The sequence below is a fragment of the Methylocaldum sp. RMAD-M genome, from assembly GCF_017832375.1.
GTDB lineage: Bacteria > Pseudomonadota > Gammaproteobacteria > Methylococcales > Methylococcaceae > Methylocaldum.
Map to the genome: position 1 here is coordinate 33,798 of NZ_JAFIBZ010000020.1, position 15,013 is coordinate 48,810.

Annotated in this window: 9 protein-coding genes and 2 tRNA genes; 5 read left to right on the forward strand and 6 right to left on the reverse strand. The window is 57.6% G+C overall.

Going from position 1 to position 15,013, the window contains the following annotated elements; translation table 11 throughout:
• Positions 1-191: 191 nt before the first annotated feature.
• From JOD69_RS17075 to JOD69_RS17085, 3 genes are all read left to right on the forward strand, one after another.
• Positions 192-1,202, forward strand: coding sequence for a PQQ-dependent catabolism-associated beta-propeller protein (locus JOD69_RS17075; protein ID WP_086133535.1), 1,011 nt, complete (start codon positions 192-194; stop codon positions 1,200-1,202).
• 1,496 nt (positions 1,203-2,698) lie between these two features.
• On the forward strand, positions 2,699-5,317 hold the full coding sequence (locus JOD69_RS17080; RefSeq protein ID WP_168183758.1) for a leucine-rich repeat domain-containing protein: 2,619 nt from the start codon (positions 2,699-2,701) through the stop codon (positions 5,315-5,317).
• A 217-nt stretch (positions 5,318-5,534) separates the two neighbouring features.
• Complete coding sequence (locus JOD69_RS17085; RefSeq protein WP_086133537.1) at positions 5,535-5,810, forward strand: hypothetical protein; 276 nt, start codon at positions 5,535-5,537, stop codon at positions 5,808-5,810.
• A gap of 350 nt (positions 5,811-6,160) precedes the next feature.
• Here the strand turns inward: JOD69_RS17085 and JOD69_RS17090 are convergent.
• The 4 genes from JOD69_RS17090 to uvrC all read right to left on the reverse strand — a co-directional run bounded on the left by JOD69_RS17090 (position 6,161) and on the right by uvrC (position 8,819).
• Positions 6,161-6,234: transfer RNA gene (locus JOD69_RS17090), tRNA-Cys, on the reverse strand.
• Positions 6,235-6,288: 54 nt separating this feature from the next.
• Positions 6,289-6,364, reverse strand: a tRNA-Gly gene (locus tag JOD69_RS17095).
• Complete coding sequence (gene pgsA / locus JOD69_RS17100; RefSeq protein WP_077732488.1) at positions 6,355-6,978, reverse strand: CDP-diacylglycerol--glycerol-3-phosphate 3-phosphatidyltransferase; 624 nt, start codon at positions 6,976-6,978, stop codon at positions 6,355-6,357. The genes JOD69_RS17095 and pgsA overlap by 10 nt, the downstream gene beginning before the upstream one ends.
• A gap of 2 nt (positions 6,979-6,980) precedes the next feature.
• Positions 6,981-8,819 carry an excinuclease ABC subunit UvrC gene (gene uvrC, locus JOD69_RS17105; RefSeq protein WP_086133538.1) on the reverse strand — a complete coding sequence of 613 codons (1,839 nt, stop codon included), beginning with the start codon at positions 8,817-8,819 and terminating at the stop codon, positions 6,981-6,983.
• Positions 8,820-9,242: 423 nt separating this feature from the next.
• Here uvrC and JOD69_RS17110 point away from each other — a divergent pair, with 423 nt between their 5' ends.
• Positions 9,243-10,547, forward strand: coding sequence for an MFS transporter (locus tag JOD69_RS17110; protein WP_210024085.1), 1,305 nt, complete (start codon positions 9,243-9,245; stop codon positions 10,545-10,547).
• Between the two features lie 9 nt (positions 10,548-10,556).
• Here the strand turns inward: JOD69_RS17110 and lplT are convergent, their stop codons facing one another.
• Positions 10,557-11,717 (reverse strand): lysophospholipid transporter LplT, encoded by a 1,161-nt coding sequence (lplT, locus tag JOD69_RS17115; RefSeq protein WP_077732485.1) that lies wholly within the window; start codon positions 11,715-11,717, stop codon positions 10,557-10,559.
• Positions 11,714-13,864, reverse strand: a complete 2,151-nt coding sequence (locus tag JOD69_RS17120; RefSeq protein ID WP_086133540.1) for an AMP-binding protein — start codon at positions 13,862-13,864, stop codon at positions 11,714-11,716. The genes lplT and JOD69_RS17120 overlap by 4 nt, the downstream gene beginning before the upstream one ends.
• Before the next feature lie 145 nt (positions 13,865-14,009).
• On the opposite strand from JOD69_RS17120, the gene JOD69_RS17125 reads away from it, so the two are divergent.
• Positions 14,010-15,008 (forward strand): alpha/beta hydrolase, encoded by a 999-nt coding sequence (locus tag JOD69_RS17125; RefSeq protein ID WP_240506827.1) that lies wholly within the window; start codon positions 14,010-14,012, stop codon positions 15,006-15,008.
• Positions 15,009-15,013: the final 5 nt, after the last annotated feature.

Genomic DNA, 15,013 nt, shown 5'->3' on the forward strand with positions numbered 1-15,013 from the left:
TGCGGAAGGCATCGGGAATGTCCTTGCTTCGAAAATAAAGGATATTTTCCTTGCATCTTCGGGAGAGTTACCCGACATCCCTCGTGGGTCGCGACCGTATCGACGGGTATCCTACCCGGATGCCTGCAGCTTACCGCCATCGCTCATGCGGTGGTAACCACCCTTTTCCTTTTGTTTCGAATACGTCCGACATGTTCCATAAAAATTGCCCATATCTGTTGCGCCTGCCGCAAGCTTTCCGCCTACAAAGACTCGTTCCCTGCATACTCGCCTCGGCCGTGATATTGCCCGCCCATGCAGACTCCGTTTTTGTAACCCTGGAGAAGGACAATGCCGTAGTCGAAGTGGATGGGGCCACCGGCGAAGTCCGGCGCACGGTTCCGGTAGGCAAGCGGCCCCGAGGTATCCTGGCCGGGCGCGATGGCCTGAAGATTTTCGTGGCAACCAGCGAGGGCAATGCGATCGCTGTCCTGGATACCCGCACTCTGGAACCCGTCGGCCGATGGCCGGTCGACAAGGACCCGAAAACCTTCACGCTGAACCCCCTCGAAACCCGCTTGTTCGCATCCAACGACGACGACAACCAGCTGACCGTGGTCGATGTCGAATCGCGCCAAGTGTTGAAGCGCATTCCCATAGGCAAGGAACCGGAGGGTGTTTCGATCAGCCCCGATGGGCGTTGGGTCGTCAGCACCAGCGAAGCCGACAATACCGCCACGTGGATCGACACCACCAGCCTGGAGCCGATGGAGCGAACGCCGGTCGACCCGCGACCTCGCTACTCGCGCTTTACCGATGACGGTGAACAGCTCTGGGTCAGTTCGCATGACGGCCAGTCTCTGACGATTATCGAAACGGCAACGAAGCGTCCGATCAAGACAATTACCTTCAAGATTCCCGATGTCGCGGACCGTGATATCGGAGCCGTGGGTATCCGAATCGACCGGGATCGCCGCTACGGTTATGTTGCTTTGGGCCGGGCCAGCCGGGTCGCCGTCATCGACGCCCGTACGCTCGAAGTGGTTCGGTACATTCCGGTGGGACAAAGGGTCTGGAATCTCGAATTCTCGCCGGACCAAAAGCGGCTTTATACCGCGAACGGACTCAGCAACGACCTCTCCATCATCGACCTCTCGACCTTCGTCGTAACGAAGACGGTTCCGGTCGGAAACGGTCCCTGGGCGATTGCCGTGCTTCCGTAACTCGTTCGGAGCTTTTCCCACAGTTCATTCGTGACAGCGCCGTGCGTTGCCCGGTTCCGTCACGATTGGGAACCTTCTTCAGTTCAGGCGTCTTTTCCCCGTTTATCGCACAGATTCCGCATTCGTCGGGCGTCTGGGGGAAGCCGAGGACCGTCTTTTTTCGGCGGATCGTAGACTTACAGTGAACGGCGCCCCGCTAACTCAAGCATGGTCGGAAACTAACGCTCTAAGCCATCGAACGTTAGTCAAACAATGAAAGCGTGACTCCTATTAACCCGGCCTATAAATATAGGCCGGGTTAATCCGGGGCAGGGATGCCCCGGCGCGGCGACAAGCCGCGTGAGCCCAGGCCGGGCGTGTACCGGGCTTGGGCGGCGGCCCGAAATACCAGGAGGGTATTTACGGGCCTGATTAATAATTAATCTCCGCAACTGCAACCGCTATCGCTGCCTGAGCCGTTATCCCCTGAACTGCAATCGACGCTTGAGGAAACTGAATCACTGGGTTGTGACCAAGAGTTAGAGCTCGAATCATAACTACCGCTGTTCCAGTGCGATCGGCGCTTTCTACCCGTCCTGATCGCAAACCAAAGCAGCGAGAGCAAAAACGTAATAAGCAGCCCCGTTCCGACACCCATTGATACCCCCTAGCGATTGATTATCTGATTCTGTATCTCACAGAATTTAAAGGATAGTCGCTGGCGAATTGGAAAAAGTACCCGGCCGACACCCCCAAAGATCCGCTGATTATCACGCTCCATGCCCTACGGGCGGGCCTCTGCAAAATGGTCAACGAAGGCAAAATCGAACTCGAAGAAGCGATCCGGATTTGGGACATCGAGCACGCGCGAAGCGCCAATGAGCGGCTGGTGGATGATATGAAGCGCGGCCGGAAACGTACGCTTTGAACCATCGGGCATTAGCCAAATAACTAAAGCCTGACCCCCCTCTCAAGCTCTGGCTTGGGAACTCATACCTCGGAAGCTCTAACTTCACGACCATACGGTCGGCATCGATCATCCTTTCTTCCCGGAGTTTCGTAGTTGGGTTGACGCTTCGTGGAAGTCCAGCCTGTCCGCTACGTATCTTTATCTATACTTCTTCGTGCCTAGCCTCATTGTGAGGCGCTACTAATTTTTTGCGCTCATGCGTAGCGTCCATGCTGCAGGACTGGGGGATTGCCGCATTTAGCGGCTTTTTTCATGGCAAAGGCGCCATTCAGGAGAGTTGCACATGCGCTGTTCAAGATTTTTCTTTGGTATTCAGAGTGCCTCTATAGCTACCATAACTATTTTTAGTTGCTTTGCCTCTTTTGCGGCGCAGGCGGCAACTCCTTTGCCATCCATGGCAGACCCAAATCTACAAAACTGCCTAACAGAACAGGCCAATCGTAACGGTTGGCAGTACGTTGAGCAGGTAGTCCAGTTGGAGTGTCCCGGTCGGAATATCATTAGATTGGAAGGATTGGAGGGGCTTTTCAGTCTTACTGAGCTCGACTTGAGCAAGAATAATATTCAGGACGTCTGGCCACTCGCTTCACTGCAAACCTTAACCAAGCTTAATCTCTCCGGTAATTCGACTCTGGCCATTTGGCAGGTGCGCCCGGTGATCGACATGAACCGGGGACTAAGCAGCTTGGGACTCAACGGCATCGAGATCGGCTCGTTTGACAACCTCGGGCCGCTGATCAATTGGGAGACGGGCGAGCCTTACGCCTTGACGGAGCTGGATCTGGGCAACACTCACCTGACCGATCCCAACGGCGGCAAGAGCCTCGACTTCCTGATGCCGTTTGGCAGCACGCTGACCCGCCTCAATGTCGCCGGCAACGGCATTAACAATATCCAGGTCTTGGGAAGCTGGAACTGGAACCTGAATAGCCCGAATTTCAGCCAACTCCGAGAGCTGGATCTATCGAACAATGCTCTTATCGAGGTAGTCCCCCTCACGTCGCTACACAATCTGACTAAGCTCAATCTTTCCGGCAACCGTCGCGTGGCGCTCATGCAAGTGCGCCCGGTGATCGACATGAGTTGGGAACTAACTAGTCTAGGGCTCAACGGCATCGAGATCGGCTCGTTCGACAACCTGGGACCGCTGACCAACCCGCATACCGGTCAGCCCTACGCGCTGGCGGAATTGGATCTAGGCAATACCCACCTGACCGATCTCAACGGCGGCCATAGCCTCGACTTTCTCATGCCGTTTGCCGGCACGCTGACCCGGCTCAACGTCGCGGGCAATGGCATCGATAACATTCAGGTCTTCGCGAGTTGGGGATCGAACGGTCCAAACTTCAACCAACTCAAAGAGCTGGATCTGTCGAACAATGCTCTAGTGGACGTCTGGCCGCTTAGTCCGCTGCACAATCTGACCAAGCTCAATCTCTCCGGTAATCAGAACCTTGCCATCTGGCAGGTGCGTCCCGTGATCGACATGAACCAGGGATTGACCAGTCTGGGGCTCAACGGTATCGAGATCGGCCCGTTCGACAACCTCGGGCCGCTGACCAACTGGGAGACTGGACAGCCTTATGCTTTACAGGAACTGGACTTGGGCAACACTCACCTGACCGATCTCAATGGCGGCAAGAGCCTCGACTTTCTCATGCCGTTTGGCAGCACGCTGACCCGGCTCAACGTCGCCGGCAACGGCATTGACAGCATCCACGTCTTGGGAAGCTGGGGTTCTTCGTACAACCCGAACTTCATGCAACTTAGGGAGCTGGACCTGTCGAATAACGCCCTGATTGATGTAGCCCCTCTCAGCGCGCTGCATCAGCTGACCAAGCTCAACCTCTCGGGCAACCAGAGCCTGGCTATCTGGCAGGTGCGTCCCGTGATCGACATGAACCGGGGACTGACCAGTCTGGGGCTCAATGGTATCGAGATCGGCTCATTTGATAACCTCGGACCGCTGACCAATTGGGAGACCGGTAAGCCTTACGCTTTGACGGAGCTGGATCTGGGCAACACTCACCTGACCGACCTCAATGGCGGCAAGAGCCTAGACTTTCTCATGCCGTTTGGCAGCACGCTGACCCGGCTCAACGTCGCCGGCAATGGCATTAACAATATCCAGGTCTTTGCCAACTGGGGACCGAACGGCCCGAGCTTTGTCCAGCTGAGCGAATTGGATTTGTCGAACAATGCTCTGGTGGACGTCTGGCCCCTCGGCCCGCTGCACAATCTGACCAAGCTCAACCTCTCGGGCAATCCGAACCTCGCCATTTGGCAAGTACGCCCGGTGATCGACATGAACCGGGGGTTGACCAGTCTGGGGCTCAACGGTATCGAGATTGGCTCATTCGATAACCTCGGACCGCTGACCAATTGGGAGACGGGCAAGCCTTACGCTTTGACGGAACTGGACTTGGGCAACACTCACCTGACTGATCCCAACGGCGGCAAGAGTCTCGACTTCCTGATGCCGTTTGGTGGCACGCTGACTCGGCTTAACGTCGCGGGCAACGACATCGATAACATTCAGGTTTTTGCGAGTTGGGGATCGAACGGTCCAAACTTCAGCCAACTCAAAGAGCTGGACCTATCGAAAAACGCCCTGATGGACGTCTGGCCGCTTAGTCCGCTGCATCAACTGACCAAGCTCAATCTCTCCGGCAACCAAAGCCTTGCCATCTGGCAAGTACGTCCCGTGATCGACATGAACCGGGGGCTGACCAGCCTGGGGCTCAACGGTATCGAGATCGGCTCGTTCAGCAACCTCGGGCCGCTAACGAATTGGGAGACCGGTAAGCCTTACCCTCTGGTGGAATTGGATCTGGGCAATACCCATCTCACCGATTCCAACGGCGGCAAGAGCCTCGACTTCCTCATGCCGTTTGGCAGCACGCTGACCCGGCTCAACGTCGCGGGCAACGGCATCGACAATATTCAGGTCTTCGCGAGCCCAGGCCCGAATGGCCCAAACTTCAGCCAACTCAAAGAACTGGATCTGTCGAGCAATGCTCTAGTGGACGTCTGGCCACTCACTCAACTGCACGCTTTGGGGTACTTAAATCTCGTCAGCAACGACCAGATCGGATGCAATGATCTGGATATGCTGGTGGCGGCTCTTCCCTCCACCCTTATTCAGCGTCCGACAATATGCCAATAATCTGGATACGTTGATGATAGAGCTCTCTGCCACTCTGATTCAGCCATGGATATATCTTGAGAGCCATCATGTAAGCACCAGTGCGGTGAGGCAGAAAGCGATGCAATAGCGAGCGAGTCTTGTAGCTCGCAGCATGCTAGATACCCGGCTGGCACCCCGCGGCCGGGTTTCTTATTGAAGCTGGGCTAAAAGCGGGAGCTGATTTGGCGATCGACGAATGAAAGCGCTTTTGATTTTGATGCTGGCCGTATCCTTCGGCCTCCGGGCCGAAGAAGGCTGGGTCAACTACTACAAAGATCCGCAAAAGGCGGCGGAATGGGAAAAGCACTTGGCCGACACCCCCGAAGATCCGCTCATCATCAAGCGCCATGCCCTACGAGCCGGCCTTTGCAAAATGGTCAACGAAGGCAAGGTCGAACTCGAGGAAGCGATCCGGATCTGGGACATCGAACACGCGCGAAGCGTCAATGAGCGGCTGCTGGCTGCTGGATGAAATGAAGCGCGGCCGGAAACGAATGCTCTAACCATCGAGCCTAAGGCAAATAACCAAAGCCTGACTCCTTTACACAAGCATTCGTAGGTCGGCAATCCTTTGCCGACGAAGACGCTCGGCCTGACGTGTCGTCGGGAAAGGATTCCCGACCTACTCGCTGACGGATCGTAGCCACGGTACCCCCCTTGAACTGGCGTCGACGGACTTTTTGTCCGCTTCCGTGTGGTTTCTGCCACACCTGAAGCGATTTTTGTCCGATTTTTACCTGTTTTTGGTGGGTATTGGCAATAAAAAATATCGGCGGTATCGCGCCGATATCTTGATATCTATATGATTTTGGTGGGATTTTATGGAGGCTGAGGTCGGAATCGAACCGGCGTCCACGGCTTTGCAGGCCGCTGCATGACCACTCTGCCACTCAGCCTAAGTGGGCTTGCCAAAGTAAAAAGCCGCGTCTCTTATCGCGGCTTTCTGAATTTGGAGCGGGAAACGAGACTCGAACTCGCGACCCCAACCTTGGCAAGGTTGTGCTCTACCAACTGAGCTATTCCCGCGTCGTGCTGTTGAGAGTTGGAATTTTAGGTATCACTGGAGGCTTTGTCAACTCTTCGTTATCGCCTTTGAGCACTGGCAGTGCGGCCTTCAGATAATTGACCATCGACCAGAGCGTCAGTATGGCGGATATCAGCAGAAACAACTGCCCGAGGTTTTTTAGAAAACCTAGCCAGACATCCATGCTCAGCAGGAGCGTGACTATCGCGAGCATCTGGGCGGTCGTTTTCCATTTGCCCAGCCAAGATACTTCCACGCGCTTGCGCTGTCCGACTTCCGCCATCCATTCGCGCAGAGAGGCGATCGTGATTTCGCGTCCGATGATGACCGCGGCAGCGATGGCTACGTAAGGACTGGGGTCGGCCTGGACGATCAAGACCAGCGTGACGGCCACCATCAGCTTGTCGGCGACGGGATCGAGAAATGCCCCGAAGCGGGTGGTTTGGCTCATTTTGCGGGCCAGATAACCATCCAACCAGTCGGTTACGGCGGCGACTGCAAAAATCAACGCGCAGGCGATGTGGGCGCCACTCCACGGTAGATAGAAAAAGACGACCAGGACCGGAATCAACACGATCCGAAGTAACGTCAAGTTGGTGGGGAGATTCAACTCCATGTTCAGCTTTCTCTCTCGTGGAACGTTTCATAAATGCGCTTTGCCAATTGAGCGCTGATGCCTTCGACGCTGCTCAGGGCGTCCACGCCGGCACGGCTGATTTCCCTGAGGCCGCCGAATTGCCGCAACAGTTGCTGGCGCCGCTTCGGACCCAGTCCCGCGATATCGTCGAGAGTGGACTGTTTTCGGGCTTTGGCGCGTCGTTGACGATGCCCTGTGATGGCGAAACGGTGGGCTTCGTCGCGAATCTGCTGAATCAGTAGCAGGGCGGGCGAGTGGCTGGGCAGAATGATGGCATCGGACGAGCCCGCCGGGAAGAGGGTTTCCATTCCCGGTTTACGATCGGGACCCTTGGCTACTCCGACAGTGCGAATGCTATTCATTCCGAGTTCGCGCAAAACCTCGCGCACGGCATTGACCTGGCCTTTTCCGCCGTCGATGAACAGGATGTCCGGCGCTTCGATCTCGCCTTGCTTGATTCGCTGATAACGCCGCGAAACCGCTTGCGCCAGGGCGCCGTAGTCGTCACCGGGCGTAACGCCCTCGATGTTGAAGCGGCGGTAAGCGGATTTGACCGCACCTTGCCGGTCGAACACCACGCAGGATGCGACGGTTTGGTCGCCCTGGGTATGGCTGATGTCGAAGCATTCCAGGCGTTTCGGCGGTTCCGGGCAATGTAGGGCCTCGCCCAGACTGAGAAAGCGCGCATACAGGTCCTGCCGATTCGCCAATTTCGCATTCAAGGCGTTCTCGGCATTGATGAGCGCCAGCTGCAGGCGTTTCTGACGTTCGCCGCGGAGCCGCGCCGCGATCTGCACGGCATGGCCGGATTGGCTGGCGAGCACTTCTGCGACTAGCTCGGCATCCTCGATCGGATGGCTGATGAGGATTTCTCGGGGAACCTGTTTCCCAAGGTAAAACTGAGGGATGAACGCCGCCAGGATGCTGCCCGGATCGTGCTCCTCCAGCATGCTGGGGAAGTAGGCGCGGTCGCCGATTTGCTGTCCGCCGCGAATGAACAACATCTGTACGCAGGCGACGTTGCCCTTGATTGCGCAGGCGATGATGTCGATATCGCCGTGTTCGCCGTGTACCGCCTGTTTTGCCAAGACCGTTCTCAGACTCGCGATCTGGTCGCGATAGCGCGCCGCTCGCTCGAAATGGAGATCGGCCGCGGCTTTTTCCATGCGTCCCGCCAAATCGTCGATCAGCCGCTTGCCGTTTCCCTCCAGGAACATGACGGTATCCTGCACGTCCTGGGCGTATGTTTCACGATCGATCAGATCCACGCAGGGCGCGGTACAGCGTTCGATTTGGTATTGCAGGCAGGGGCGAGAGCGGTTTTGGAAGTAAGAATCCTGGCACTGACGCACGGGAAAGATCTTCTGCAGCAACTTTAAGCTTTCCCGCACCGCGCTGGCGCTCGGATAAGGCCCGAAGTAGCGGCCGAGCTTGCTCTTGGCGCCACGATGGAAGGTAATGCGAGGAAAAGGCTGATGGGTCGAAACATAAATATAAGGATAGCTCTTGTCGTCGCGCAGATTGATGTTGTAGCGCGGCTTGTGGCGCTTGATGAGCTGGCTTTCCAGAAGGAGCGCCTCGCCCTCGGTGTGCGTCACCCTCACGTCGATCGAGCATATCCGTGCCACCATGGCTTGCTGCTTGGGCGAACAGTCTTTGCCCGAAAAATAGCTGGATACCCGCTTTTTCAGGTTTTTCGCCTTGCCGACGTAAATCACTTCACCCTTGTCATCCAGCATCCTGTAAACACCAGGTAGCTGGGTCAGAGTTTCGAGGAAAGCTTTGATGTCGAAGGACGGGGCGTCTTCGCGCAAATTCATGACAGATAGGCCGATTCGTCAAGAAGAGAACATTATAATCCCGAACGGGCAAGGGCACGCAGTTCGACAGTCTGTCGCCTTACCTCAAGAACAATGGACGTACAGGCCGAGCGCTGCAGAATCAAGCAAAGGAAACCGCAAGACGGCGCGACAATAAAAACGCCGGATCTTCCATCTTTCAAGCCGTGACAGCGATAATGGTCAATCAGCTTCATCGGCGTGATTCTGCTGTTTTGCATGGGATTGCCTTGGGCCAGAGCGGCGCAATCGGAACGTGTTTTAATAAAGACCACCGTTCATTCTGATCGTGCCCGTTGCCGGGCGGAAAAAGCATTTGTCGATACAGGTGATATTCCGCCGGGTTCATCCGTTTTTCCGTGAAAAAATGACGGCGGAATTCTAAGAAAGAAGTGATCGTCGCTTTTGTTTACTCACTCTAATACCAATATGGATATTTCCGACTCGACTTCGCTTCGCTCCCGCGAACGGGCGTGGGCTCTCTACGACGTGGCGACCTCGTCGTTCGCCACGACGGTGATGGCGGCTTTTTTTCCGGTCTTTTTCAAGCAGTTTTGGGCGAGCGCGCTGCCGGTGACGGAAAGCACCTTTTGGCTGGGGGCGGTAAGTTCTGTAGGCGCTTTGGTCGCGCTGGTTCTGGCGCCGGTGCTCGGATCGCTGTCGGACGCCGGGGGGTGGAAGAAGCCTTTGCTCGCGCTTTGCGCGTTCATCGGCATTACCATGACCGCAGGACTCTTCTGGATCGAGCAGGGAGCCTGGGAATTGGCGCTTACCCTATTCGGCCTCGGGCTCGTGGGGTTTTCCACCGGAATGGTTTTTTACGACGCGCTGTTGCCTTCGGTGACGATTCCCGCCCGCTTCGAGCATGTATCCGCCTTCGGGGTGGGGATGGGCTATCTCGGCGGTGGCGCGCTCTTCGCCGTCAACATTCTGATGACGCAAAAGCCGGAGTGGTTCGGTCTTGCGGATGCGTCCGCCGCAGTCCGAATGTCGTTCCTGTCCGTGGCCGTATGGTGGTTCGTGTTCACCCTTCCTTTGCTGTTCGTCGTTCGGGAGCCGCCTCCCCGGTGTGCCAGCGGTGCCAACGCCGTCAAGTATGGGTTGATACAGCTTCGGGAAACCTTCCGGCATGTCCGGCGGTTGAAGATCGTCATGCTGTTCTTGGGCGCTTACTGGCTTTACATCGATGGCGTGGACACCATCGTCCACATGGCGGTGGACTACGCGCTGGCGATCGGCTTCGATGCCGGCGGGCTGATGTTGGCCTTGCTCATCACGCAAGCCGTCGGCGTTCCGGCAACGCTTGCTTACGGCTGGCTCGGTCAGCGCTTCGGCGCCAAATCCGGCATTCTCGCGGGACTCGCGACGTATGCGTTGCTGGTGGTTTGGGGTTCCGTCATGAGCCGGCAGTGGGAGTTTTACGGGATCGCGGTGGGCATAGGCTTGGTCCAGGGCGGCGTTCAGGCTCTCAGCCGTGCGCTTTACGCGCGCCTCATTCCGAAAGAAAAGTCCGGCGAATTCTTCGGTTTTTTCAACCTGCTCAGCAAGTTCGCGGCGGTTCTGGGTCCCGTGCTGGTGGGGATCGTCAGCCATGCCACCGGCGAACCGAGACTTTCGATACTCTCCTTGCTGGTGCTCTTTACCCTGGGCGGCGCGCTGCTCTGGAATGTCGATGTGGCCGAAGGCGAACGGCGCGCCGCGGAGTTGTAGGTATGCCTGCTACACCGCCGGTTGCCGCGGCAGGCACCAGGAAACTAGCACCGTCATGGCCAGGACAACCACGCCCAGGGCGAGAATCGCAGCCACCGGGCCGATGCCCTGAGTCGACGCGAAGGTATAAATCCCCATGCTCACCAGCATCGCGGCGTTCTGAAAGAAATTCTGGACCGCCACGGCGCCGCCGCTGCCGACGGTATGATGACCGATCTGCTGGATCGCCGCGTTAAGCGGCACGACGAACAGGCCACCGGCGATGCCGATGGCCAGCAGCGTCGCTCTGGCCGGCCACAGGCTATCGACACCGGCCAGGAGCAGAAAAAATAGGCTCAGCGCATACGCGGCAAGCCGTGCACGCCGGATGTGCTCCAGGGGAATTAGGCGCGGGACTATACCTGAGCCAATGACGATGCCGACGGCGAGAAACAGGGTCAGCTGCGCGATTTCCCCCGCGGTTTGCGTATCGAGCACTTGCGGCGCCCAGGTTACGAGAATAATTCTCAGAGTGGCGGCAGAGGCCCAGAACAAGCTCAGGGCGATTAGAACTAACCGGGCACGTTCTGATTTCAATAGCTCTTTGATTACGTGCACCAGTTTGGTCAAGGACGAACCGGGGCGCGCGCCGCGTGCCGGCAGCTTGGGCAAGAGGAGCGTAACCCCGGCGGAAATAACATAAAACGCGATGATCGAGCTCAGCGCCAGATCGATCGAGGCATCGGCGAGCTTTGCTCCGATCACGGTGCCCAGCAGGATCGCGGCGATGGTCGCGCCTTCGATCCAACTGTTGATCCTGACCAACCGCGTGTGATCGGCTAATTCGGGCAAGATCCCGTATTTGGCGGGGCTATAGGTTGCCGCACCCACGCCGACGACGGCATAGCCGATCAGAGGCTCGACGCCGAGCAGTATCAGAAGTCCGCCGAGTGCCTTGACGACATTCGCCAAAATAAGAACCTTCGGCTTCGAATGCCGGTCGGCGAACGCTCCGACCCAGGGCGTCAGCATCACGAACGCCACCAGGAAAACGCTTTGCAGGGCCGGGACATACCAGGGGCCGCGATCACCGCTTTGCAGCACGATGGCGATGACCGTGAAGAGCATGGCGTTGTCCGAGAACGCGGAGAGAAACTGCGCAGCGATCAGCGAACGAAGTCCCCGGTTCATGATTCGCTCCCTTCCCGGACGAACCCGGTAAGCGCCGGATAATCCACCTTGCCGGTGGCAAGCAGAGGCAGTTCCTTGAGCACCCGGATATCCTTGGGCAGACAGAGTTCGCCGACACCTTCCTGCTGTGCTCGGGCTGTTAGTTCGGCGCGATCGGCGTTCCGGTACTCGGTGGCGAGTACGATCTTTTCGCCTTTCTTGGGGTCGGACAGCGCAACCGCCGCGTGCCGCTGTCCCGGCCAAATTCGCGCGGCCAGCTCTTCGACCGCGTTAAGCGACACCATTTCCCCGCCGATCTTGGCGAACCGTTTGACGCGGCCGAGAATGCTGACGAAACCTTCCTCGTCGATGCGGACGATATCGCCGGTGTCGTACCAGCCGAGTCCATACTGCGAGGCGGGCGGCTCGAGTTCGCCCGAATGCCCGGGGCGGAGATAGCCCAGCATGACGTTGGGGCCGGTCACGTGGAGGCGCCCTCCCTCGGTTACGCCGGGAACCTCTTCCAGCCGCCATTGGATGCCGGGGAAAAAGCGCCCCACCGTGCCTTCCCGGTAGTACATGGGCGTATTGGCGGATAATACCGGCGAAGTTTCCGTGGCCCCGTAGCCTTCCAGTACGCGGAGTCCGAATTTCTCGGCCCAAAGCTTGCGGGTATCGGCTTGCAGTTTTTCCGCGCCGGCGAAGACATAGCGCACGCTATAGAAATCGTAGGGATGGGCATGCTTTGCATAACCGTGGAGAAAGGTATTGGTGCCGAACAGGATCGTGGCGTTGATGTCGTAGGCCACTTCGGGAATGATTCGGTAATGCAAAGGCGAGGGATACAGGAACAGGCGCATGCCGGACAGCAAGGGCAGCAGCGTGCCGGCGGTCAAACCGAAGGCGTGAAAGACGGGCAGGACGTTGAGGATGACGTCCTGGGCATTGAAATCGAAGCGTGCGGCGAGCTGTTCGCGGTTGGAGAGGAGGTTGGTATGGGAAAGCATGACGCCTTTCGGTTCGCCCTCCGAACCGGAGGTGAACAGAATTACCGCCGGATCATCCGGGTTGCGCCGGCCGCGGTACCAGTAATCGGCGGTGAGCGCGGCGAGGAAAGCCCTGAACTTGTCCCAGGCGCCCAGCTCCCGGCCCAGGTCTTCGAGATAGATCACCCTCGCTTTTTCCGACAAAGCCTCTACGGATTCCTCCAATTTCGCCGTGGCGACGAAACGACGGGCCGTGACCACGGTCTTGATTTTCGCCGTGGCGCAGCTCGACAGGAGATTGCGGGTGCCGGCGCTGAAATTCAGCATGGCGGGGAGGCGCCCGTGAACTTGAAGCCCCAGGAATGCGGCTACCGTACCGCTCAGGTTGGGCAGCAAGAGACCTACCGCTTCGCCGTCTTCGGTTTTTTCCGCCAGTTTGCGGCCCAGGGCGAGGACTTGTGCGATCAGCCGATCATAGCTGAGGGGTTTCCGCTGTACGTCCTCGAGCACGCGATGCCCGCCGCCGTGAGTCCTCCGTGCGTCGAGCAAGGCCGAGAACACCGTCCGCCGGTAATTGCTCGTCTCGAACATCATCTCGCTCATCAAATCGGACAACATGAGCCCGACCTGATGCCGCCGCTCGGGACCAGTGATCTCCGACGGCGGACTGACTTCGCGAGGCGGCAGAATGTTCAGCGTGATAGGCGGAAACCAGCGCAGCCGCACCACCCCGTGCAGATGGGAAAATATGGTGTATTGAGTGCCGTCGATTCGGATCGGCAGAACCGTTGCGCCGGATTTTTCGGCGATCAGCCCGGCGCCGTCGTAAATCTTCATCAAGGCTCCGGTCACCGTGATGCGTCCTTCCGGAAAAATCACCGCTTTGCGGTCCTCTTTCAGATAATGGGTCAGGGCCTTGACCGACAGCGGCTGGGTGGGGTCCATCGGAAACACCTTGGCGAACCTGAGAGCCGGCCGCACCCACCAGTGCTGGGCGATGTGGGTATTGATCGCGAATGTGACCTCGTCCGGCAGAAAGACCCACAAGAGTATCGGGTCGAGGTAGGACGAGTGATTGGCGGCGATCAGGACTCGAGCCCCCGCCTTTTGGTAGTTTTCGAGACCGACGACTTTGACGCGGAACAGCCGGGCGAGAATCCAGCGAAGCATTATTTTTATCATGGTGTTCACCTCCGAGAAGAAAGTCTAGGTCAAAAATAAACAGTGTTCAATATATTCCAGTGCGGTGAACAGATTAATGCGCAACCTCGGCAAACCGTCGCAATCAAAGGTAATATAGGACCCGTCCGCAACTCTGATGCCCGTCATGACTTTGAAAACTCTTCGCCTGTCTTGCTTCGTGCTTTTTCCATGTCTGCTGCTCGGTGGCTGTACGCCGCTCATCCATCCCACGGGACTCGAACATGTTGAACCGCAGCTCCGTAAAGCCCATTTCGTCGCTACGGATGGCGCCGTTTTGCCGGTGCGGTCCTGGCTTCCTCACGATGGCAAAGCCAAGGCGGTGGTCGTGGCGCTCCACGGTTTCAACGATTACAGCAATGCTTTCACCATGCCCGGCCGCTATCTGAGCGAGCACGGAATTGCCTTGTACGCCTACGATCAGAGAGGCTTCGGGAACGCGCCGGGACGAGGACTCTGGGCCGGAATGGATGCCTATGTCGACGATCTGAGACAATTCACGCGACTCGTCGGCAAGAACCATCCGGGCAAACCGGTTTATATCCTCGGCGAGAGTATGGGCGGAGCCTTGGCGATTGTTGCGACGGCATCGGAACGGCCTCCGCTGGCCGATGGGATCATTCTCTCGGCACCGGCCGTGTGGGGCAGGAGCACCATGCCCTGGTATCAACGGGCCTTGCTTTCGATTTCGGTAAGTACCGTGCCCTGGCTTCAGTTGACCGGGGAAAGCCTCGGGATTCTCCCTTCCGACAATATCGAGATGTTGCGCGGTCTCGGTCGCGATCCCCTGGTCATAAAGGAGACGCGAGTCGATGCGATTTACGGGCTGGTCAATCTCATGGACGAGGCGCTTTCGCGAGTTGAGCAGCTGAATAAAGAGGTTTTAGTCCTCTATGGCGAGCACGACCAAGTGATCCCCAAAGAGCCCGTTTCCCTAATGCTGAAGAAGCTGTCGAAAACCGGGACCGCCCGTGTCGCGCTTTACGAGCAGGGTTACCATTTGCTGCTGCGCGATCTGAGCGCCGCCAAGCCTTGGGCCGATATCGCGGCGTGGGTTGCGGATAGGTCCAAACCCTTGCCGTCGGGAGCCGACAGGCGGAACATGCTGGCTTTCCTCAATCCTTGAGGCAC

Excerpts from the sequence above, each read along its gene's own strand:
- JOD69_RS17120 (WP_086133540.1), bottom strand. The coding sequence starts at position 13,864 with ATGATAAAAATAATGCTTCGCTGGATTCTCGCCCGGCTGTTCCGCGTC.
- lplT (WP_077732485.1), bottom strand. The coding sequence starts at position 11,717 with ATGAACCGGGGACTTCGTTCGCTGATCGCTGCGCAGTTTCTCTCCGCG.
- JOD69_RS17085 (WP_086133537.1), top strand. The coding sequence starts at position 5,535 with ATGAAAGCGCTTTTGATTTTGATGCTGGCCGTATCCTTCGGCCTCCGG.
- JOD69_RS17125 (WP_240506827.1), top strand. The coding sequence starts at position 14,010 with ATGACTTTGAAAACTCTTCGCCTGTCTTGCTTCGTGCTTTTTCCATGT.
- pgsA (WP_077732488.1), bottom strand. The coding sequence starts at position 6,978 with ATGGAGTTGAATCTCCCCACCAACTTGACGTTACTTCGGATCGTGTTG.
- uvrC (WP_086133538.1), bottom strand. The coding sequence starts at position 8,819 with ATGAATTTGCGCGAAGACGCCCCGTCCTTCGACATCAAAGCTTTCCTC.
- JOD69_RS17075 (WP_086133535.1), top strand. The coding sequence starts at position 192 with ATGTTCCATAAAAATTGCCCATATCTGTTGCGCCTGCCGCAAGCTTTC.